This is a genomic window from Pseudomonas sp. 2995-3 (genome assembly GCF_002742565.1).
Taxonomy (GTDB): Bacteria; Pseudomonadota; Gammaproteobacteria; order Pseudomonadales; family Pseudomonadaceae; genus Aquipseudomonas; species Aquipseudomonas edaphica.
In genome coordinates this window covers 158673-179229 of the sequence record NZ_LJSB01000157.1, presented here as the reverse complement: position 1 = coordinate 179229, position 20557 = coordinate 158673, and the positions used below count along the sequence as shown (strand labels likewise).

Annotated in this window: 17 protein-coding genes; 11 read left to right on the top strand and 6 right to left on the bottom strand. The window is 61.0% G+C overall.

Annotation, left to right across the window (positions count from 1 at the left end):
- Positions 1 to 160 precede the first annotated feature (160 nt).
- From AOA62_RS08460 to AOA62_RS08440, 5 genes are all read left to right on the top strand, one after another.
- The gene (locus AOA62_RS08460; protein WP_017138167.1) at positions 161 to 1129 is read left to right on the top strand and encodes a LysR family transcriptional regulator; all 969 of its coding nucleotides are present in this window, start codon (positions 161 to 163) and stop codon (positions 1127 to 1129) included.
- A gap of 142 nt (positions 1130 to 1271) precedes the next feature.
- The gene (locus AOA62_RS08455) at positions 1272 to 2246 is read left to right on the top strand and encodes a D-glycerate dehydrogenase (RefSeq protein ID WP_017138168.1); all 975 of its coding nucleotides are present in this window, start codon (positions 1272 to 1274) and stop codon (positions 2244 to 2246) included.
- 208 nt (positions 2247 to 2454) lie between these two features.
- Positions 2455 to 3357: a chemotaxis protein CheV gene (locus AOA62_RS08450; protein ID WP_017138169.1), complete on the top strand. Its 903-nt coding sequence runs from the start codon at positions 2455 to 2457 to the stop codon at positions 3355 to 3357.
- Between the two features lie 3 nt (positions 3358 to 3360).
- Positions 3361 to 3843 carry an N-acetyltransferase gene (locus tag AOA62_RS08445; protein ID WP_099548415.1) on the top strand — a complete coding sequence of 161 codons (483 nt, stop codon included), beginning with the start codon at positions 3361 to 3363 and terminating at the stop codon, positions 3841 to 3843.
- Between the two features lie 108 nt (positions 3844 to 3951).
- A complete protein-coding gene (locus tag AOA62_RS08440; protein ID WP_017138171.1) occupies positions 3952 to 4695 on the top strand; it encodes a YkgJ family cysteine cluster protein in 744 nt (247 codons plus the stop codon).
- Between the two features lie 185 nt (positions 4696 to 4880).
- On the opposite strand, the gene AOA62_RS08430 is transcribed toward AOA62_RS08440, so the two are convergent.
- The gene (locus AOA62_RS08430) at positions 4881 to 5663 is read right to left on the bottom strand and encodes a transporter substrate-binding domain-containing protein (RefSeq protein WP_099548688.1); all 783 of its coding nucleotides are present in this window, start codon (positions 5661 to 5663) and stop codon (positions 4881 to 4883) included.
- 167 nt (positions 5664 to 5830) lie between these two features.
- The gene (locus AOA62_RS08425; RefSeq protein ID WP_017138173.1) at positions 5831 to 6064 is read right to left on the bottom strand and encodes a hypothetical protein; all 234 of its coding nucleotides are present in this window, start codon (positions 6062 to 6064) and stop codon (positions 5831 to 5833) included.
- A 215-nt stretch (positions 6065 to 6279) separates the two neighbouring features.
- On the opposite strand from AOA62_RS08425, the gene AOA62_RS08420 reads away from it, so the two are divergent.
- The 6 genes from AOA62_RS08420 (at position 6280) to AOA62_RS08390 (ending at position 15930) form a co-directional block, all read left to right on the top strand.
- Complete coding sequence (locus AOA62_RS08420) at positions 6280 to 7446, top strand: efflux RND transporter periplasmic adaptor subunit (protein WP_017138174.1); 1167 nt, start codon at positions 6280 to 6282, stop codon at positions 7444 to 7446.
- Positions 7443 to 10538 carry a multidrug efflux RND transporter permease subunit gene (locus tag AOA62_RS08415; protein WP_099548414.1) on the top strand — a complete coding sequence of 1032 codons (3096 nt, stop codon included), beginning with the start codon at positions 7443 to 7445 and terminating at the stop codon, positions 10536 to 10538. Before AOA62_RS08420 ends, AOA62_RS08415 begins: the two co-directional genes overlap by 4 nt.
- Positions 10539 to 10548: 10 nt before the next feature.
- Positions 10549 to 11226 carry a heavy metal response regulator transcription factor gene (locus tag AOA62_RS08410; RefSeq protein ID WP_017138176.1) on the top strand — a complete coding sequence of 226 codons (678 nt, stop codon included), beginning with the start codon at positions 10549 to 10551 and terminating at the stop codon, positions 11224 to 11226.
- Positions 11216 to 12580: a heavy metal sensor histidine kinase gene (locus AOA62_RS08405; RefSeq protein ID WP_099548413.1), complete on the top strand. Its 1365-nt coding sequence runs from the start codon at positions 11216 to 11218 to the stop codon at positions 12578 to 12580. The genes AOA62_RS08410 and AOA62_RS08405 overlap by 11 nt, the downstream gene beginning before the upstream one ends.
- A gap of 349 nt (positions 12581 to 12929) precedes the next feature.
- Positions 12930 to 14252, top strand: a complete 1323-nt coding sequence (locus AOA62_RS08400; RefSeq protein WP_017138178.1) for an OprD family porin — start codon at positions 12930 to 12932, stop codon at positions 14250 to 14252.
- A gap of 187 nt (positions 14253 to 14439) precedes the next feature.
- The gene (locus tag AOA62_RS08390) at positions 14440 to 15930 is read left to right on the top strand and encodes a diguanylate cyclase (protein ID WP_099548687.1); all 1491 of its coding nucleotides are present in this window, start codon (positions 14440 to 14442) and stop codon (positions 15928 to 15930) included.
- Between the two features lie 169 nt (positions 15931 to 16099).
- On the opposite strand, the gene lpxC is transcribed toward AOA62_RS08390, so the two are convergent.
- The 4 genes from lpxC to AOA62_RS08370 all read right to left on the bottom strand — a co-directional run bounded on the left by lpxC (position 16100) and on the right by AOA62_RS08370 (position 20555).
- Complete coding sequence (gene lpxC / locus AOA62_RS08385) at positions 16100 to 17011, bottom strand: UDP-3-O-acyl-N-acetylglucosamine deacetylase (RefSeq protein ID WP_003171886.1); 912 nt, start codon at positions 17009 to 17011, stop codon at positions 16100 to 16102.
- A gap of 112 nt (positions 17012 to 17123) precedes the next feature.
- On the bottom strand, positions 17124 to 18338 hold the full coding sequence (gene ftsZ / locus AOA62_RS08380) for a cell division protein FtsZ (RefSeq protein ID WP_099548412.1): 1215 nt from the start codon (positions 18336 to 18338) through the stop codon (positions 17124 to 17126).
- A gap of 66 nt (positions 18339 to 18404) precedes the next feature.
- Positions 18405 to 19670 carry a cell division protein FtsA gene (ftsA, locus tag AOA62_RS08375; protein ID WP_017138181.1) on the bottom strand — a complete coding sequence of 422 codons (1266 nt, stop codon included), beginning with the start codon at positions 19668 to 19670 and terminating at the stop codon, positions 18405 to 18407.
- A gap of 15 nt (positions 19671 to 19685) precedes the next feature.
- Positions 19686 to 20555, bottom strand: coding sequence for a cell division protein FtsQ/DivIB (locus AOA62_RS08370; protein ID WP_017138182.1), 870 nt, complete (start codon positions 20553 to 20555; stop codon positions 19686 to 19688).
- Positions 20556 to 20557 lie beyond the last annotated feature (2 nt).

The window sequence follows — 20557 nt, the reverse complement described above, 5'->3', positions numbered from 1 at the left end:
TGAGGCGGGGAAGGTGGCGCAATTCTAGGGGGCGCCATGGGGAACGATAAGCTGGCATTCCTGTGAATCTTTGTTACCGTTCAGGCGATAATCCGTTGGTAGGGATCACTGGACGGCGTAACTTTCTGTCACAATTTGCTATCTCCCTTGAGAACACTCCATGGACACTTTGCAAAATATGCGCGCCTTCAGTTGCGTGGCCGAGGCCGGCAGCTTCACCGCCGCCGCCGTGCAACTGGACACCACCACCGCCAACGTTTCGCGCGCGGTCTCCAACCTTGAGGCCCATCTGCAAACCCGCTTGCTCAACCGCACCACTCGCCGCATCGCGCTGACCGAGGCCGGCAAGCGCTATTTGCTGCGTTGTGAGCAGATCCTGGCTTATGTCGAGGAAGCCGAGGCCGAAGCCAGCGACGCCCACGCACGCCCCGCCGGGCAGCTGAAAGTGCATACCATGACCGGCATCGGCCAGCATTTCGTGATTGACGCAATTGCCCGTTACCGTCGCACCCACCCCGACGTGACCTTCGACCTGACCCTGGCCAACCGCGTGCCGGACCTGCTCGACGAGGGTTACGACGTGTCCATCGTGCTGGCCAGCGAGCTGCCGGATTCGGGTTTTGTGTCCCAGCGCCTGGGCATCACCTACAGCATCGCGTGTGCCTCGCCGGATTACGTCAAGGCCAAAGGTTGCGCACAGCGGCCCCAGGATTTGCTCAACCACGCCTGCCTGCGCCTGGTCAGCCCGGTGATCCAGCTGGACAAATGGACCTTCAACGGCCCCGAAGGCCAGGAAAGCGTGGCGATCAACACTTCGCCGTTCCTGGTCAACTCGGCTGATGCGATGAAAACCGCGATCACCAGCGGCATGGGCGTCGGCCTGCTGCCGGTGTATGCGGCTATTGAGGGTTTGCGTAACGGCACGCTGGTGCGGGTGATGCCCAACTACCGCTCGCAGGAGCTGAACCTGTATGCCATCTACCCCTCGCGCCAGTACCTGGATGCGAAGATCAAGACCTGGGTGGAATACCTGAGAGGGTCGTTGCCGGAGATTCTGGCGGCGCATCAGGCGGAGTTGGTGGCGTATGAGTTGAGTGGCAGCCTGGGCGGCACACGCCTGGCGAACTGACGTTGGAATACGGCCCCACAAACACCATCCATTTACTGTGGGAGCTGGCTTGCCTGCGATAGCATCGCCTCGGTACTGCTGATACACCGAGGCGCCAGCATCGCAGGCAATCCAGCTCCCACATTTTGAGCGGAGTTCTGCAATGAAAAAGACTGTCCTCGCCTTCAGCCGTGTCACCCCGCAAATGATCGAACGCCTGCAACAGGACTTCGAGGTCATCGCGCCAAACCCCAAGCTGGGTGACATCAATGCTCAATTCAATGAAGCCCTGCCCCACGCCCATGGCCTGATTGGCGTAGGCCGCAAGCTGGGGCGTGCGCAGCTGGAAGGCGCGAGCAAGCTGGAAGTGGTGTCCAGCGTGTCGGTGGGTTACGACAACTACGACGTGCCGTACTTCAACGAGCGCGGGATCATGCTCACCAACACCCCGGACGTACTCACCGAAAGCACCGCCGACCTGGCCTTCGCCCTGCTGATGAGCAGCGCGCGCCGCGTGGCCGAACTGGATGCCTGGACCAAGGCCGGCCAGTGGAAAGCCAGCGTTGGCGCGCCGCTGTTTGGCTGCGATGTACACGGCAAGACCCTCGGCATAGTGGGCATGGGCAATATCGGCGCAGCCGTGGCCCGGCGTGGGCGCCTGGGCTTCAATATGCCGATTCTGTACAGCGGCAACAGCCGCAAGACCCAGCTGGAGCAGGAGCTGGGCGCGCAGTTGCGCAGCCTGGACCAGTTGCTGGCCGAGGCGGATTTTGTCTGCCTGGTGGTGCCGTTGAGCGACAAGACCCGCCACTTGATCAGCACCCGCGAATTGGGGCTGATGAAGTCCAGTGCGATCCTGATCAATATTTCCCGTGGGCCGGTGGTGGATGAACCGGCGCTGATTGAGGCGCTGCAAACCCAGAAAATCCGTGGCGCCGGGCTGGATGTGTATGAGCAAGAGCCGCTGGCCGAATCGCCGCTGTTCCAACTGAGCAATGCGGTGACCCTGCCGCATATCGGCTCGGCTACGCATGAAACTCGTGAAGCCATGGCCAATCGCGCCCTGGACAACCTGCGCAGCGCCTTGCTGGGGCAACGTCCGCAGGATCTGGTGAACCCGCAGGTCTGGAAGGGCTGACGCCGATCTCATATGGGATGGGTTTTGTGTGGGAGCTGGCTTGCCTGCGATGGCATCACCTCAGTGCAACTGGTAGACCGAGGTGCCTGCATCGCAGGCAAGCCAGCTCCCACACAAGCCCAGCCCGACACAAAATCCGGTTAAAGCCTGGCTCCCCCGAGTCGATAACCTTCCATAGATCGTCATCCCTGATCCACAGAAGGTTTTTATGTCCACCACCAAAGCCCGCGCAGATTCACTCTCGCTTCTGCTCTTTACCTTGCGCAGCGGCAAGCTGATGGCCATCAACCTGCTCAAAGTCAGTGAAATCATCCCCTGCCCACCGCTGACCAAGCTGCCGGAGTCGCACCCGCACGTCAAAGGCATCGCCACCCTGCGCGGTGCCTCGCTGTCGGTGATCGACCTGAGCCGCGCCCTCGGTGAGATGCCGCTGCAAGACCCGAACGGCGGCTGCCTGATCGTCACCGATGTCAGCCGTTCCAAGCAGGGCCTGCATGTGCAGGCGGTGAGCAAGATTGTGCATTGCCTGACCACCGACATCCGCCCGCCGCCCTATGGCTCCGGCGGCAATCGCTCGTTTATCACCGGCGTGACTCAGGTCGAAGGCGGCCTGGTGCAGGTGCTGGATATCGAAAAGGTCATCCACGGCATTGCCCCGGCCCCCGTTGAAGCGGCGCCGACCGACTTGACCATGGAAGAAGCCGAAGTGCTCGGCAATGCGCGAATCCTGGTGGTGGACGACAGCCAGGTGGCTCTGCAGCAATCGGTACACACCCTGCGCAACCTCGGCCTGACGTGCCACACCGCGCGCAGTGCCAAGGAAGCCATTGATGTGCTGCTGGAGCTGCAAGGCACGGTCGAGCAGATCAACGTGGTGGTGTCGGACATCGAGATGTCCGAAATGGACGGTTACGCCCTCACCCGCACACTGCGCGAAACCCCGGACTTCCAGGAGCTTTACGTGCTGCTGCACACCTCCCTGGACAGCGCGATGAACAGCGAGAAGGCCCGCCTGGCCGGTGCCGATGCGGTGCTCACCAAGTTCTCGTCGCCCGAGCTGACCAAATGCCTGGTGGTTGCCGCGCAAACTGTGGCGCAAAAAGGCCTGTAAGCGGTGGCGGAGTATTTCCAACTGCTGCGCCGCGACCTTACTACCAGCCTGCCAGCACCGCAGTGGCCGGCCAATACCCGGCTGGATCATTACCGCGATGAGCTGGCCCCGGCCATCCACGCCGTATTGCGCATGACCCAGGAACAGGGCGGCGGCCGTGTCCCCAGCCTGGCAGAATGGCGCCGGCAGTTCGTCACCGACGCCGAGTTCGACCCCACGCTATGCCTGGTGGCCAGTAACGCAGACGGCATTCTTGGCGTGGCTCAGTGCTGGACCAGCGCGTTTATCAAGAACCTCTCGATCCATCCGTGCGCCCAAGGCCAGGGGCTGGGGCGTGCCTTGTTGCTGCATACCTTCCATGTGTTCAAGCAACGCGGCGAGCCCTGTGTGGACCTGAAGGTGCTGGAAACCAACCAACGCGCCCGACAGTTGTATGAAAGTGCCGGCATGGTGTTTGTGCTGCGCGACCAGGTACCCGAGGACTGACCGGCACTGGCGCATAACTTGCTTCCACTGAGCCTGAACAGTGAATAGAGGCAAAAACCCGTCACCGTTCAAGAGTGCCCTCTGACCTTGCCTGGTGACAGATCCTCCATGAATACTCACTTTTCCTGCGTGGGTTGCGGCAAATGCTGCAGCGACCATCACGTTCCCTTGACCCTCGAAGAAGCCCGCAGTTGGGCGGCTGACGGTGGTAACGTCATCGTGCTGGTGGAGGGCTTTCTTGGCACCGGCCTGGGCTTGCCGGTGCAACAACGCGAGCATGCCGAACGCCGTTCAGTGGTAGTGCCGAGCGGCAATACCGAGGCGTTTGTGGCAATCACCTTTGCCGCCTACAACGCCGGGCGTTGCCGCAATCTTGACGAAGACAACCGTTGTGGCATCTATGAGCGTCGCCCACTGGTGTGTCGCATCTACCCGATGGAAATCAACCCGCATATCCCATTGAACCCCGCCGCCAAGGATTGCCCGCCAGAATCCTGGGAACAGGGGCCGGCGCTGATCGTCGGCGGTGAGTTGATGGATGCAGAACTGGCTGAGCTGATCCGCCGCTCACGCCAGGCCGACCGTGACGATGTGCAAACCAAGGAGGCCGTGTGCGCCTTGCTGGGTATTCGTACCACGGCGCTCAAGGGCGATGGGTTTACCGCGTATTTGCCGGATATGGCTGCCTTTGCGCAGGCGATTGAGTTGGCGATTGAGCAACCATCGGTGGCTAATGAGTGGGTGTTTCACGTCTCCGGCATGGACATCGCCGAGCAGGTGCTGGATGCGGGGGCGCAGATTGCCACTGAGGTGCCGGCCAACTATGCGTTTATCTCGTTGAGGGCGGCTTAGGCTCGATGCGGCCAGTGTGGATGTGGGAGCTGGCTTGCCTGCGATGCGGGCAACTCGGCACACCAGGTACACCGAAGTGATGCCATCGCAGGCAAGCCAGCTCCCACAGTTGAACGGGTATGGCTGCCTGTTGGCCATGGCTTGCAAAACACGGGGCCTGCTCACGTGCCGCAATTAATTGGCCATCATTGAGTGGAGGGCGGCTCATCCAAGTGATAAGGCGCCAGAATCCGCTGGTATTCACCGTTGTGCATCAGTTGCTCAAGCGCGTGATTGAGGTCGTTGCGCAAAGTGGAGTCAAACTTGCGCACAGCAATGGCAATGCCGTTGCCTAAGAGTTCACCGGACAAGGGCGGCCCCATGAAGTCGAAATCCTGGCCAACCGGGGTGTCGAGCAGTGCACTGCGAATTTCCACAGTGCCTTGCAGCGTCGCATCAATCTTGCCGGCTACCAGACTGCGGGCCAGTTCGTCATTGAGCCAGAAACTTTTGATGATGACGCCCGCCGGTGCCCACTGCGACCGCGCAAAGGCTTCGCGATTGCTGCCCAGCAGCACACCGACACGCTTACCCTTGAGCGAGCGTGTGTCGGGTAACAGGCCGGACGCCTTACGGGCCACCAAACGCGTGGTAAAAGGGTAGAGATTATCGGTGAACCCCACCCACCGCCGCCGCCCCGAGGTGGCGGCAATGCCCATGATCGCATCGAACTGCCGGGCTTCGAGGGCCGGGAAGTCTTCGACAAACACCTGGTCGACCCAGGTGCAGCGCACATTCAACTGTGTACACAAGGCGTTGCCCAAGTCGATGTTCAAGCCCACCAATTGACCTTGCGGGCTACGACTCTGAAAGGGCGGAAACTGCGCGGCAACAGCGAAGCGGATTTCGCGCCGGGGTTGATCATCGTCGGCCACGGCGTCGATCGACAGCAAAAGGGCAAGTGCTGCACACACGGGTATCAGAGCCACGGGAAACATCCTTTTCCAGAAAGACCAGCCTTGGCCACCCGCCCGATCTGAACGGTCGGGATGGAATCAAGGCTGTGCAAGCTTTCTAGAAACGGTCGCGGGTCTTCAATCGGAAATGTCAGCAGGTGTTGTAGTCCGCACCTGATAAAACGCTGGTCGTTCTATTCTCAGCGTTTACCCATCGAGCGGCGAGTGCCCGGCGGCGCCATGCCTGGCGACTTGGTGTGGCCGTTCTTGGCGCCATTCTTGTACCAAGGCTGGGCGGCGTTTTTGGCCCCAGCCAGTTCACCCGGCTTGAACGGAAACTTGAACGCCGGGATCTCGGCTTTTTCAACGCTTTGAGCGTCGGCCGGATCGACGAGGTCGGCCGCGTCAACAGGGGGTTGTGTCGGGGAAGTCATGGAAGCTCCGGGGCGTGCAGAAAATGAGGCGGTGGCCGGCTTGCGGGCCACGCTGGCGCGCAGTATACCTGCGCGCCTTGGATCTTTAACCACCGCCGGTACGAATGGTCGGACTTTACTGACAGCGCTGTCAGTTAGCAGTCACCGTGCTGACCGGGTTGGCGGGCTATAAAGAACGATCACTCTCCCAACCCTTTGCCCCGGCGCCCCACCCCATGCACATTCAACGAAAAACCGCCCTGATCGTGGCTGCCCTGGTGGTCGTGGCAGTTGCAGCCTGGGCCTTCAACCGACCGGCGAAAACCAAACTGGCGGTGTCCACCGCTATCCCGGTGCGAGTGGTGAGCGTCACACAGCAGGACATTCCTCGATTTGTCAGCGGTATCGGCTCGGTGCTGTCGCTGCACAGCGTGGTGATCCGCCCGCAAATCGACGGCATCCTCACCAAGCTGCTGGTCAAGGAGGGCCAATTGGTCAAGGCCGGTGACCTGCTGGCGACCATCGATGACCGCTCGATCCGCGCGAGCCTTGATCAGGCCAAGGCGCAGTTGGGCGAAAGCCAGGCGCAGTTGCAAGTGGCGTTGGTAAACCTCAAGCGCTACAAAGAGCTGAGCGTCGACGACGGCGTATCCAAGCAGACCTATGACCAGCAGCAAGCCCTGGTCAACCAGCTCAAGGCCACGGCGCAAGGTAATCAGGCCGCCATTGATTCGGCCCTGGTACAGCTGTCCTACACCCAGATTCGCTCGCCGGTGACTGGCCGTGTCGGCATTCGCACCGTGGATGAAGGCAACTTCCTGCGCATGAGTGATACCCAAGGCTTGTTCTCGGTGACGCAAATCGATCCGATCGCCGTGGAGTTCTCGTTGCCGCAACAAATGTTGCCGACCCTGCAAGGCTTGATCGCCGCGCCCACCCAAGCCAGCGTCGATGCCTACATGGGCGCCGACACCGACGGCCAGACCGGCGACCTGCTCGGCGAAGGGCACCTGAGCCTGATCGACAACCAGATCAGCTCCACCACCGGCACCCTGCGCGCCAAGGCTGAATTCAACAACGCTTCGCAGCGTCTGTGGCCGGGGCAACTGGTGACTATCAAGATCCAGACCGCCCTGGACAAGAACGCGCTGGTGGTACCACCGACCGTGGTGCAACGTGGGCTCGACGCGCATTTTGTGTACCGCGTCAACGGTGACAAGGTTGAGGTTGTGCCGGTGCAGGTGGCGTATCAGGACAGCGACGTGACCATCATCAAGGGCGTGCAAGCCGGTGATGTGCTGGTCAGCGACGGCCAGTCGCGGCTCAAGGCCGGTGCGCAAATCGAGGTGCTCAAAGAGCCACCACAAGTGATCCAGACCGCCCAGACCAAGGTGCAACCATGAGCGGCAGCCGTTCCCCGTCCGCCTGGTGCGTCGACCATCCGGTTGCCACCCTGTTGCTGACCTTTGCGCTGGTGTTGCTGGGGCTGATTGCCTTCCCGCGCCTGGCTGTGGCGCCGCTGCCGGAAGCGGAGTTCCCGACCATCCAGGTCACCGCCACCTTGCCCGGCGCCAGCCCGGACACCATGGCCTCATCCGTGGCCACGCCCTTGGAGGTGCAATTCAGCGCCATCCCTGGCATGACCCAGATGACCTCCAGCAGCGCCTTGGGTTCAAGCCTGCTGACCCTGCAATTCACCCTGAACAAAAGCATCGACACCGCCGCGCAGGAAGTGCAGGCGGCGATCAACACCGCCTCCGGCAAGCTGCCCAGCGACATGCCGAGCCTGCCGACCTGGAAGAAGGTCAACCCGGCCGACAGCCCGGTGCTGATCCTCAGCGTCAGCTCCGACAGCATGCCCAGCACCGAGCTGAGCGACTATGTAGAAACCTTGCTGGCGCGGCAGATCAGCCAGATTGACGGCGTTGGCCAGATCAATATCACCGGGCAGCAACGCCCGGCGATTCGCGTACAGGCTTCACCGGACAAACTCGCGGCCATCGGCCTGACCCTCGCCGATGTGCGCCTGGCCATCCAGCAGTCCAGCCTGAACCTGGCCAAAGGTGCGATTTACGGCAAGAACAGCGTGTCGACGCTATCGACCAACGACCAGCTGTTTCACCCCGAGGAATACGGCCAACTGATCGTTTCCTACAAGAACGGCGCGCCGGTGCAGCTGCGTGATGTCGCCAAAGTCATCAACGGTTCGGAAAACGCCTACGTGCAGGCCTGGTCCGGTGACACGCCCGGGGTCAACCTGGTGATTTCGCGCCAGCCCGGCGCCAACATTGTCGAGACCGTGGACCGCATTCAAGCCGAACTGCCGCGCCTGGAAGGCATGCTGCCCGCCTCGGTGCAGGTCAGCGTGTTGACCGACCGCACCAAGACCATCCGCGCGTCCTTGCATGAAGTGGAAGTGACCCTGCTGATCGCCATCCTGCTGGTGGTGGCGGTGATGGCGCTGTTCCTGCGCCAATTGTCGGCGACGCTGATTGTGTCCAGCGTACTCGGCGTGTCGCTGATCGCCAGTTTCGCGCTGATGTATGTGCTGGGCTTCAGCTTGAATAACCTGACGCTGGTGGCGATCGTGATCGCCGTGGGCTTTGTGGTCGACGATGCCATCGTGGTGGTGGAGAACATTCACCGTCACCTGGAGGCGGGCCTGGATAAACGCGAGGCGGCAATCAAGGGCTCGGGCGAGATCGGCTTTACCGTGGTGTCCATCAGCTTCTCGCTGGTGGCGGCGTTTATTCCGCTGCTGTTCATGGGCGGTGTGGTCGGGCGGCTGTTCAAGGAGTTTGCGCTGACGGCCACCTCGACCATCCTGATTTCGGTGGTGGTTTCGCTGACTTTGGCGCCGACCCTGGCCGCGCTGTTCATGCGCGCGCCGACTCATCATGCCCATGACAAACCGGGCTTCAGCGAGCGCCTGCTCGCTGGCTACGCGCGCAACCTGCGCCGTGCGCTGGCGCATCAACGCAGCATGGCAGCGATCTTTATGCTGACCCTGGCGTTGGCCGTGGTCGGCTACGTGTTTATCCCCAAGGGTTTCTTCCCGGTGCAGGACACCGGCTTTGTACTCGGCACCAGCGAAGCGGCGGCCGACGTGTCGTACCCGGACATGGTCGCCAGGCACAAGGCGCTGGCCGAGATCGTCAAGGACGACCCGGCAGTGGCCGCGTTTTCCCACTCGGTGGGCGTGACCGGCAGCAACCAGACCATCGCCAACGGCCGTTTCTGGATCGCCTTGAAGGACCGCGGTGATCGCGATGTATCCGCCAGCCAGTTCATTGACCGCATCCGCCCCAAACTGGCCAAGGTGCCGGGCATCGTCTTGTACCTGCGCGCCGGCCAGGACATCAACTTGAGTTCCGGCCCAAGCCGCGCCCAGTATCAATATGTGCTCAAGAGCAACGACGGCGCGACGCTCAATACCTGGACCCAACGCCTGACCGAAAAACTGCGCGCCAACCCGGCCTTTCGCGACCTGTCCAACGACTTGCAACTGGGCGGCAGCATCACTCACATCAGCATCGACCGCCAGGCGGCGGCGCGCTTTGGCCTCACCGCTACCGATGTCGACCAGGCGCTGTATGACGCGTTCGGCCAGCGCCAGATCAACGAGTTCCAGACCGAGATCAACCAGTACCAGGTGGTGCTGGAACTCGACACTCAACAGCGCGGCAAGGCCGAAAGCCTGAACTACTTTTACCTGCGCTCACCGTTGACCAACGAGATGGTGCCGCTGTCGGCACTGGCCAAGGTCGACCCGCCCAGCGTGGGGCCGTTGTCCATCAGCCATGACGGCATGTTCCCGGCGGCCAACCTGTCATTCAACCTGGCACCCGGCGTGGCATTGGGTGATGCAGTGATCATGCTCAACCAGGCCAAAAACGAAATCGGCATGCCGACCACCCTGATCGGCACCTTCCAGGGTGCGGCCCAGGCGTTCCAAAGCTCTTTGGCCAGCCAACCGTGGCTGATCCTGGCGGCGCTGGTGGCGGTCTATATTATTTTGGGCGTGCTGTATGAGAGCTTCGTGCACCCGCTGACGATCATCTCCACCTTGCCCTCGGCGGGCTTGGGCGCGTTGATCATGCTGTGGTTGCTGGGCCAGGACTTTTCGATCATGGCCTTGATCGGGCTGGTGCTGCTGATCGGTATCGTCAAGAAAAACGGCATCCTGATGATCGACTTTGCCCTGGAGGCCCAGCGCGTGCGCGGGCTGCCACCTGAGGAGGCGATTTATGAAGCCTGCGTCACCCGGTTCCGGCCGATCATCATGACCACCCTCGCCGCCCTGCTCGGCGCCGTGCCGTTGATGCTGGGCTCCGGGCCAGGCGCCGAACTGCGCCAGCCGCTGGGGATCGCGGTGGTCGGCGGCCTGTTGGTGAGCCAGGCGCTGACGCTGTTCACCACACCGATCATATACTTGTACCTTGAGAAGTTTTTCCACAGGCCCAAACCAGCGCCGGCGCTGGCGACCACACACTAAAGGCGGGGTCATGCGCGTCCTGATTATTGAAGATGAAGAAAAAACCGCAGACTACTTGCACCGTGGTCTGACCGAACAAGGCTACACCGTGGATGTGGCGCGCGAAGGCGTCGAGGGTTTGCACCTGGCGCTGGAAAACGACTACGCGGTGATCGTGCTTGACGTGATGCTGCCCGGCCTCGACGGCTTTGGGGTGTTGCGCGCACTGCGGGCACGCAAGCAGACGCCGGTGATCATGCTCACTGCTCGCGAGCGTGTGGAAGACCGCATCCGTGGCTTGCGTGAAGGCGCCGATGATTATTTGGGCAAACCGTTTTCGTTCCTCGAACTGGTGGCGCGCCTGCAAGCGCTGACCCGCCGCAGTGGCGGGCATGAGCCGGTGCAAGTCACCGTGGCCGACCTGTGGATCGACCTGATCAGCCGCAAGGCCAGCCGCAACGGCCTGCGCCTGGACCTGACCGCCAAAGAGTTCTCGCTGCTCAGCGTATTGGCACGGCGCCAGGGTGAAATCCTGTCCAAGACCGCGATTGCGGAAATGGTCTGGGACATCAATTTCGACAGCGACGCCAATGTGGTGGAAGTGGCGATCAAGCGCCTGCGCGCCAAGCTCGACGGGCCGTTCGAACACAAGTTGCTGCACACCATTCGTGGCATGGGTTATGTGCTGGAGAGCAGAAGTGTCGGCTAACTCCATCGCCCTGCGCCTGAGCGGCATGTTCACGCTGGTGGCGCTGCTGATTTTCGTGTTGATCGGCGGCGCGCTGTACCAGCAAGTGGATCGCGGCCTGGGCTTGTTGCCGGGCGCCGAACTGGATGCGCGCTACAGCGTGCTGGAATCCTCGGTAAACCGCTTCGGCACACCGGACCACTGGGCAAAAATCACCGCCAAGTTGAAGTTGCTCGGCGAAGAAGACCCGCGCATTCGCTTCTGGGTGGTGAGCAGCGACCCGAGCTACGAATACGGCAACCCCGACGCGCAGATCCGCGCATTCGCCCAAGGGCCGACCGGCAAACGCGACTTGCGCCTGCCTGGGCATGAATACCCGTTCAAGGTGTTGCTCAGCCAGTTCGCGGCCAAGGATCAACGCCCACCGCTGCGCTTTATGATCGCCATCGACACCGAGAACTTCCGCGCCACTCAGCACCATCTGTTGATGGCCTTGATCGGCCTGGCCTGTGTCGGTGTGGCGCTGGCGGCACTGTTGGGCTTTTGGGTCTCGCGTATCGGCCTCAAGCCGCTGGGCAAACTTTCGGATGAAGCGCAAAAACTCGCACCGCCCAAACTCTCCGGGCGCCTGCAGTTGTCGCCCTTGCCGCCGGAGCTGAGCCAGTTCGTCAACTCGTTCAACTCCACCCTGGATCGGGTGGAACAGGCGTATTCGCGCCTGGAGTCGTTCAATGCAGATGTGGCCCACGAACTGCGCTCGCCGCTGACCAACCTGATCGGCCAGACCCAAGTGGCGCTCACCCGTGGTCGTTCGGCCGAGCATTACTTCGAGGTGCTGCAATCGAACCTCGAAGAGCTGGAACGCCTGCGTTCGATTATTAATGACATGCTGTTCCTGGCCAGCGCCGACCAGGGCAGCAAGGCCACCAAACTGATCGAAAGCTCCCTGGCCGATGAAGTCGCCACCACCCTCGACTACCTGGACTTCATCCTCGAGGACGCCCAAGTCAAAGTGCGCGTACACGGAGATGCCTTGGTGCACATCGAAAAAGCCCACCTGCGCCGCGCGCTGATCAACCTGCTGAGCAATGCGGTACAGCACACTGCGCCGGGGCAGATCATCGAAGTGAGCATTGAGGTGCAGGAGCAGTGGGTGGCGATCGGGGTGACCAACCCCGGCGATGAGATCGCCCGTGAGCATTTGCCGCGCTTGTTTGAACGCTTCTACCGGGTGGACGCGTCGCGCAGTAACAGCGGCGCAAATCATGGGCTGGGGCTGGCGATCGTCAAGGCGATTGCATTGATGCACGGCGGTGATGTGTTTGTGCGCAGTGAGGGCGGTGGCAATACTTTTGGCATTACCTTGCCGGTCTGACTCACCAGAACACATCGATCCAGTGTGGGCCAGCTCCCACACAAGCCAGATCCCACAAAGCCAGCTTCCCCACTGGATCTCAAAGGTCTGACTGTTGCGGTTTGGGCAACAGTCATTATCTTGTTACACTCTATATCGCACCGCTCACCTGCGTTACTTTGACGCACCGATGAGCGCGACGGCAAGGCAGCTTCCCGCTCACCCGAATTTCCCTCGACTTATTTCCAGGGCTCTACACTGGGAATCTGTTTAAAGCCGCTGACTTCAGCGGCTTTTTTTTGCCGTAAAAAAAGGCCAGGCACACCCCCACGACATTGGCCGTTTTCGATTGACCAAAGGAGCTAAACCGGTGAAGAACTCGCTGACGTTCACCCCGTTATTCCTCGCGATTGCAGCAACGATCGTCCCCCTTGCCCACGCGGCAGACTCGACCCCCGCTGACGGTTTCGTCGAAGGCTCAAGCCTGAAGATCAACACCCGCAACTACTACATGAACCGCGACCGCCGCGACACTCACACCGATGACAGCAAAGAATGGGGCCAGGGTTTCATCGGCACATTCGAATCCGGCTACACCCAAGGCACCGTCGGCTTTGGCCTGGACCTCAATGCCATGCTCGGCCTCAAGCTCGACGGCGGCGGTGGCACTGACGGTTCCAGCATCCTGCCGTACGGCAGCGGCAACGGCAAAGCGCCTGGCTCGTTCTCCACCGCGGGCGGCACTTTGAAAATGCGTGCCTTCGACACCGAACTCAAAGCCGGCGACCTGTTCCTCAACAACCCGGTGATCGCTGGCGGCATGACCCGCATGTTGCCGCAGACGTTCCGGGGTGTGAGCCTGGCCAACCACAGCTTCGATGGCTGGATGTTCGAAGGTGGCCAGGCCAGCTTTACCAAACTCTACAACCAGAGCGGCCACCGACGCATCGGCACCAGCTACGGCACCCTGCCCGCCAACGCCGACAGCCAGCACCTGAACTGGGCCGGTGTGTCCTTCAGCGGCGTCCCGGGCCTGACCAGCAACCTGTACGCCTCCGAACTCAAGGATGTATGGCACCAGTACTACTACGACCTGGACTACACCTACGCGCTGAACGATCTTGTCAGCCTCAACCCAGGCCTGCACTACTACCACACCCAGGACACCGGCCAGTCGTTGCTGGGCAGCATCGACAACAACACTTACAGCCTGCATTTCACCGTAGGTGTTGGTCACCACAGCGTCACCGCCGCGTACCAGCGGGTCAACGGCAACACGCCGTTCGACTACATCACCCAGGGCGACAGCGTGTACCTGGACAATTCCCAGCAATACTCGGACTTCAACGGCCCCAACGAGCGCTCGTGGAAGCTCAAGTACGCCTACGACTTTGCAGGCCTCGGCATGCCTGGGCTGACGTCCGCCGTGTCGTATATCAGCGGCAAGACCGACCTGACCAAGGTCGACCCCAACAGCCGCGGCTACAGCGCCTGGTACAGCGCCAACGGCAAAGACGCCAAGCACTGGGAACGCGACATCGACGTGAAGTACGTGGTGCAAGGCGGCAAAGCCAAGGACCTGGCCGTGCGCCTGCAATGGGCAACCAACCGCGGTGGCAATGGCTACTCGGCGGTGGACCGGGATGTGGATGAATACCGCGTGATTGTGGATTACCCGATCAACGTGTTTTAGGCATAAATCTGCCAGACGATGAATAGCTGATGTGGGAGCTGGCTTGTGTGGGAGCTGGCTTGCCTGCGATAGCATCGCTGCGGTGTTATAGATGTACCGAGGTGTCTGCATCGCAGGCAAGCCAGCTCCCACCAAACCTGCGATTGCCTACTACGCTATTGGCATCCTCGAAGCAGAAGTACGCCCGATGAGCCCAAGTCTCTACCGACCCACCCCTCGCCCGGAACGCTTGCTGATCCTGGGCAGTTGCCTCACGGTCTTTGTGATCGTGGCGATCGTCACCGCGCTGCTGATTCGCGAACATGCCAACACCTTGCAGACCGCCAAGCGCACCGCCAATAACATCACCCAACTGATCGACGCCGATGTGCTGCGTAACGTCGAACTCTATGACATGGCCCTCAAGGGCCTGATCGCCGCCACCGAACGCAGTGACCTGCAGGGTGTGTCCGCCAGTATCCGCCATCTGGTGCTGTTCGATCGCTCTGCCGCTGCACCCTTCAAGGGCGACATTCTGTTGCTGGACCCCAGTGGTGAAGTGATCGCCGACTCCTCACTGCTCACCCCCAAGACCGGTAACTTCGCTGATCGCGACTATTTTCAGGCACACCGCAGAAACCCTGAGCTGGGGCTGTATATCAGCCGCCCATTCCTGGCCCGTTGCGTGTGTGATGACCAGTGGCGCATCGCATTCAGCCGCCGCGTGTCATCGCCGGACGGGCGCTTCCTGGGCGTGGCGGTGGCCTCGATGCGCCTGTCGTACTTCCAACAGTTGTTCAGCGGCCTGAACATCGGAAGCAACGGCACCATCAACCTGATCAACCACCAAGGCATCCTGCTGGCGCAACAACCGCTGCTGGAAGTGGACATGATCGACAAGGACTTGAGCCAGCGGCCCAATGTCGCGCGCATGCTGCGTGAACGCGACGGCAGCTTTCGGGGCGTCTCCAGCGTCGACAACCAGCCACGGCTCTATAGTTTCTCGAATGTGGGCAGCTTGCCCTTAATTGTCGCAGTGGCGTTGTCCAGCGATGAAATCTTTGCCCCATGGCGGCGTGCCGCGTGGCTGGTCAGCATGGCCACGGGCGTGTTGTGCATCGGCCTGTTGTGGCTGACCTGGATGCTGAGCAAGGAGCTGCGTCGCCGTCATCGTGCCGAACAAGTGCTGTCAGAACTGGCAGCCACCGACGCCCTCACCGGCCTTGCCAACCGCCGTACCCTGGACCAGCGCCTGCGCCTGGAATGGGACCGCGCACAACGCTCAACCGAGCCGCTGAGCCTGCTGATGATCGACGTGGATCACTTCAAGGCCTTCAACGACCTGCATGGCCATCACGGCGGCGATGAAGCATTGCGCGCGGTTGCCCAAGTGATCGAAGACAACATCCGCCGCCCGGCTGACCTGGCAGCGCGCTACGGTGGCGAAGAGTTTGCAGTGGTGCTGCCACATACCGACGCCAAGGGTGCCTGGTTGATTGCCGAACATATCCGCAGCAGCGTCGAGCATTTGCCACGGGTGGCCGGTGCCGACGGGCCTATTACAGTGAGTATCGGCATGAGCACCTGGCAAAAGCGCAGCCGCATGGCACTTGAGGACTTGCTGCTCAATGCTGATCAGGCGCTGTATGAGGCCAAGCACACCGGGCGCAACCGCATTGTGGAGGCTGCGGCCCGCTAGGTGATCGTTCCCACGCTCCGCGTGGGAATGCCTCTTCTGACGCTCTGCGTCAGGCTTCGGGACGCGGAGCGTCCAGGGCTGCATTCCCACGCGGAGCGTGGGAACGATCGGCATAAAAAAAAGGCCACCCGAAGGTGGCCTTTCAAAACTAAAGAAAGAGAGTTGTTACTTACACCGCCGCAACGGGACGCATGTAAGAGATCGGTGCGGTGCTGGCATCTTCGAAGGTCACTACTTCCCAAGCGTCTGTCTGCTCAATCAACTTGCGCAGCAGCTGGTTGTTAAGGGCGTGGCCCGACTTGAAGCCTTTGAACTCGCCTATCAGGCTATTGCCCAGCAGGTAGAGGTCACCGATTGCATCGAGGATCTTGTGCTTCACGAATTCGTCTTCATAGCGAAGGCCGTCTTCGTTCAGTACACCATCCGCGTCGACCACAATGGCGTTTTCAACGCTGCCGCCGAGTGCGAGGTTGTGCTTGCGCAGGTACTCGATGTCACTCATGAAACCAAAGGTACGGGCGCGGCTGACTTCTTTTACGAACGAAGTGCTGGAAAAATCCACGCTTGCACTTTGGGTGCGGTCACGGAATACCGGGTGATCGAAATCGATCTCAAAGCTCACTTTAAAGCCTTCGAACGGGACGAAGGTGGCGCGCTTGTCGCCGTCTTCTACTGTCACTTCCCGCAGAATGCGAATGAACTTCTTGGCTGCGTCCTGTTCTTCCAGGCCGGCAGATTGAATCAAGAATACGAAGGGTCCAGCGCTGCCATCCATGATGGGGACTTCGGACGCGGAGAGCTCGACGTAGGCGTTATCGATGCCCAGGCCAGCCATGGCCGAGAGCAAGTGCTCCACCGTGTCCACTTTGACGTCACCGTTGACCAACGTGGTCGACATCGTGGTTTCGCCAACATTTTCCGCGCGAGCAGGAATCTGCACCACAGGGTCCAGGTCGGCACGAACAAACACGATGCCGGTGTCGACAGGTGCGGGCTTGAGGGTCAGGTATACCTTCTCCCCGGAGTGCAGACCTACACCTGTGGCACGGATAATATTCTTCAGGGTGCGTTGTTTAATCATGGCTTGGACCGCTTCAGCGCAAATTGCGAACTGGTATCAACAAAGGCTGGCGATAATAACAGACCAGACCTTTGCTGAACACCAATCACCTTCATAGCCCTGATACATTCCATTAATCGGCCTGACGACGCAAGAATGCCGGGATGTCCAGGTAGTCCAGGTCATCTTGCGGATTCGGGCTACGGGACGCCGCAGCACCGGCCTGAGCCTGGTTGCGCATCACGGTCGGACGGTCCAGGTCACGATAGTTCACAGACGGCAGTTCCTGGCGCGCAGGCGCTGGAGCGGCAGCTTGCTGGCTGGCGTGGCTGTTGTGGCTGTTGTGGCCGGTGTGAACGGTATTGTCGATGACCTTTACAGGCTTCTCGATTTTTGCGCCCAGGCCGGTGGCAACCACGGTCACGTGCAGTTCGTCGCGCATGTCCGGGTCGATAACGGTACCGACTTTGACCATCGCGTGCTCGGAAGCGAAGGCTTCGATGATGCTACCCACGTCGGAGTACTCACCCAGGGACAGGTCAGGGCCGGCGGTGATGTTCACCAGGATGCCGCGTGCACCTTGCAGGTTCACGTCTTCGAGCAACGGGTTGCGGATCGCCGCTTCAGTGGCTTCACGTGCACGGTTCGGACCGCTGGCGCAGCCAGTGCCCATCATCGCCATGCCCATTTCGCTCATCACGGTACGCACGTCGGCAAAGTCGACGTTGATCATGCCTGGACGCTTGATGATGTCGGAGATACCGCGAACGGCACCGGCCAGTACATCGTCAGCCTTGGCGAATGCGGACAGCAGGCTTGCGTCCTTGCCCAGGATGGTCAGCAGTTTCTCGTTGGGAATGGTGATCAACGAGTCGACGCTTTCAGACAGCAGACGGATACCTTCGTCGGCGATCTGCATGCGCTTGCGACCTTCGAACGGGAACGGACGCGTCACGACAGCAACGGTCAGAATCCCCATTTCCTTGGCCACTTCGGCAATGATCGGAGCAGCACCGGTACCGGTACCGCCGCCCATGCCGGTGGTGATGAACACCATGTTGGTGCCTTGCAGCACTTCCGCAATACGCTCGCGGTCTTCCAGCGCGGCTTGACGGCCGACTTCCGGGTTGGCGCCAGCGCCGAGGCCCTTGGTCACGGCTGTGCCCAATTGCAGGATGGTCCGCGCGCCGATGCTTTTCAGCGCTTGGGCATCAGTGTTGGCGCAGATGAATTCAACGCCTTCAATGTTGCTCTTGACCATGTGATTGACAGCGTTGCCGCCGCCACCGCCAACACCGATTACTTTGATAACCGGGCTTGCGGGGATGTTGTCTACGAGTTCGAACATGTTCCCTCTCCTTTCGTTTTCTCTAGTTTTTTCGCCTACTACTTACTGCGGTGTTGCGGTAAATCTTTAGAAATTGCCTTTTACCCAAGCCTGCAACCGCTCGAACAACGGCGCTTTGGCTTCATCGTCGCCGCCACGGTAGCTGTCACGGATGCTCGGGCCCGACAGGGAAATGCCGTCGGTCTGCTTTTGCAGCCCGTACAACAGCAAGCCCACGCCGGTGGAATAAATCGGGTTGCGCACCACGTCGCCCAGGCCTTTGACGCCATGGGGCACGCCCAGGCGCACTGGCATATGGAAGATTTCCTCGGCCAGTTCGACCGCGCCTTCCATCTTCGAGGTGCCACCGGTCAGCACGATGCCGGCCGGGATCAAATCTTCGTAGCCGCTGCGGCGCAGTTCAGCCTGGATCAGGGTGAACAGCTCGTCGTAGCGTGGTTCGACCACTTCGGCCAGGGCCTGGCGCGACAGTTCGCGCGGTGGACGGTCGCCCACGCTCGGCACCTTGATGGTTTCACCGGCACCGGCCAGTTTGGCCAGGGCGCAGGCGTAGCGGATCTTGATTTCTTCGGCGTACTGGGTCGGTGTACGCAGCGCCATGGCGATGTCGTTGGTGACCTGGTCGCCCGCAATCGGGATCACGGCGGTGTGACGGATCGCACCTTCGGTGAAGATCGCGATGTCGGTGGTGCCACCGCCGATGTCGACCAGGCACACGCCCAGCTCTTTTTCGTCGTCGGTGAGTACTGAGTAGGCCGAGGCCAACTGCTCAAGAATGATGTCGTCGATTTCCAGGCCGCAGCGGCGCACGCATTTTTCAATGTTCTGTGCGGCGTTGACGGCACAGGTCACCACGTGAACCTTGGCTTCCAGGCGCACGCCCGACATGCCCAGCGGCTCACGCACGCCTTCCTGGTTATCGATCACGTAGTCCTGCGGCAAGGTGTGCAGCACGCGCTGGTCAGCCGGGATCGCCACGGCCTGGGCGGCGTCGAGTACGCGTTCAAGGTCGGCCGAGCTGACTTCACGATCACGGATCGCCACGATGCCGTGGGAGTTCAGGCTACGGATATGGTTGCCGGCCACGCCGACGAACGCCGAGTGAATCCGGCAACCGGCCATCAGCTGCGCTTCTTCAATGGCGCGCTGGATCGACTGCACGGTGGACTCGATGTTCACCACCACGCCCTTCTTCAGGCCCCGGGACGGATGCGTGCCGATACCGACGATTTCGATCACACCGTCTTCCCCGACCTCGCCGACCAGCGCCACCACCTTGGAGGTGCCGATATCGAGACCGACGATCATTTTTCCGCTTTGCACGTTTGCCATGGGTCCTGCCTCTTCTTAATTCTTCGCGACAGCGGGTTTGGCTGTCGTCGGCGCAGCTGGTTCACGCCAGCCGACGGCCAGGCCGTTGGCGTAACGCAGGTCGACGCTCGCAATGTTCGTAATCTGTTCTTTCAAGGTCTTGTCATAGATGGCAATAAAGCGGCGCATCTTTTCCACCAAGCGGTCGCGTCCCAGCAACAACTCGATGCCCGGGCCGGAACTGCCTGCCCCGGTGGTCAAAAACCAGCTGCCCCGCTCACGCAATTCCAGGCGTGCGATGGAGAAACCCAGTGGCCGCAGCATCTGGCTCAGCGCCTGGTACTGCTGCATCACTTGCTGCTGCGCCCGCTGTGGCCCGAACAACTGCGGCAGGTGCTCATAGTTGGCCACCTCACGCGGCGCGAACGCCTGGCCCTGGTTGTTCAACAGTGCGCCATCGCCCCAACGGGCCACGGGCAGTTGTTCTTCCAGACGAATCGTCACCTGGTCCGGCCATACACGGCGGACTTCGGCGTGAGCGATCCACGGCATCTGTTCCAGTTCTGCGCGCATACCGGCCAGGTCGATGGTAAAGAAGCTCGCCGCCAGGTACGGGCCGATGCGCTGCTGTACCGCTTGCTGGCTGATGTAGCTCAAGTCGCCCTGTACGCTGATCTTGGTGATCGGCCGGTCGGCATACGGCAACAGGCGTTGTGCGCCCTCGTAAGTACCGAAGCCCAACGCCACCAGCAACACCGGCCAGAACAGCGCTTTAAGAAAACCAAAGTTGGCTTTCGGCAGGCGCGCCGACATCGGCTCTTTAGCCACCATTCGGCTGGCACCTCGAGGCACCGGCTTGCGGCTGGGCACTGGAGGTTGCTGATGACGAAGCGATGCGCCGTTCATGG

What these genes read in the sequence shown, in the direction of transcription:
- AOA62_RS08460 (WP_017138167.1), top strand. Translation starts at nt 161, where the DNA reads ATGGACACTTTGCAAAATATGCGCGCCTTCAGTTGCGTGGCCGAGGCC.
- AOA62_RS08455 (WP_017138168.1), top strand. Translation starts at nt 1,272, where the DNA reads ATGAAAAAGACTGTCCTCGCCTTCAGCCGTGTCACCCCGCAAATGATC.
- AOA62_RS08450 (WP_017138169.1), top strand. Translation starts at nt 2,455, where the DNA reads ATGTCCACCACCAAAGCCCGCGCAGATTCACTCTCGCTTCTGCTCTTT.
- AOA62_RS08440 (WP_017138171.1), top strand. Translation starts at nt 3,952, where the DNA reads ATGAATACTCACTTTTCCTGCGTGGGTTGCGGCAAATGCTGCAGCGAC.
- AOA62_RS08425 (WP_017138173.1), bottom strand. Translation starts at nt 6,064, where the DNA reads ATGACTTCCCCGACACAACCCCCTGTTGACGCGGCCGACCTCGTCGAT.
- AOA62_RS08420 (WP_017138174.1), top strand. Translation starts at nt 6,280, where the DNA reads ATGCACATTCAACGAAAAACCGCCCTGATCGTGGCTGCCCTGGTGGTC.
- AOA62_RS08415 (WP_099548414.1), top strand. Translation starts at nt 7,443, where the DNA reads ATGAGCGGCAGCCGTTCCCCGTCCGCCTGGTGCGTCGACCATCCGGTT.
- AOA62_RS08410 (WP_017138176.1), top strand. Translation starts at nt 10,549, where the DNA reads ATGCGCGTCCTGATTATTGAAGATGAAGAAAAAACCGCAGACTACTTG.
- AOA62_RS08390 (WP_099548687.1), top strand. Translation starts at nt 14,440, where the DNA reads ATGAGCCCAAGTCTCTACCGACCCACCCCTCGCCCGGAACGCTTGCTG.
- lpxC (WP_003171886.1), bottom strand. Translation starts at nt 17,011, where the DNA reads ATGATTAAACAACGCACCCTGAAGAATATTATCCGTGCCACAGGTGTA.
- ftsZ (WP_099548412.1), bottom strand. Translation starts at nt 18,338, where the DNA reads ATGTTCGAACTCGTAGACAACATCCCCGCAAGCCCGGTTATCAAAGTA.
- ftsA (WP_017138181.1), bottom strand. Translation starts at nt 19,670, where the DNA reads ATGGCAAACGTGCAAAGCGGAAAAATGATCGTCGGTCTCGATATCGGC.
- AOA62_RS08370 (WP_017138182.1), bottom strand. Translation starts at nt 20,555, where the DNA reads ATGAACGGCGCATCGCTTCGTCATCAGCAACCTCCAGTGCCCAGCCGC.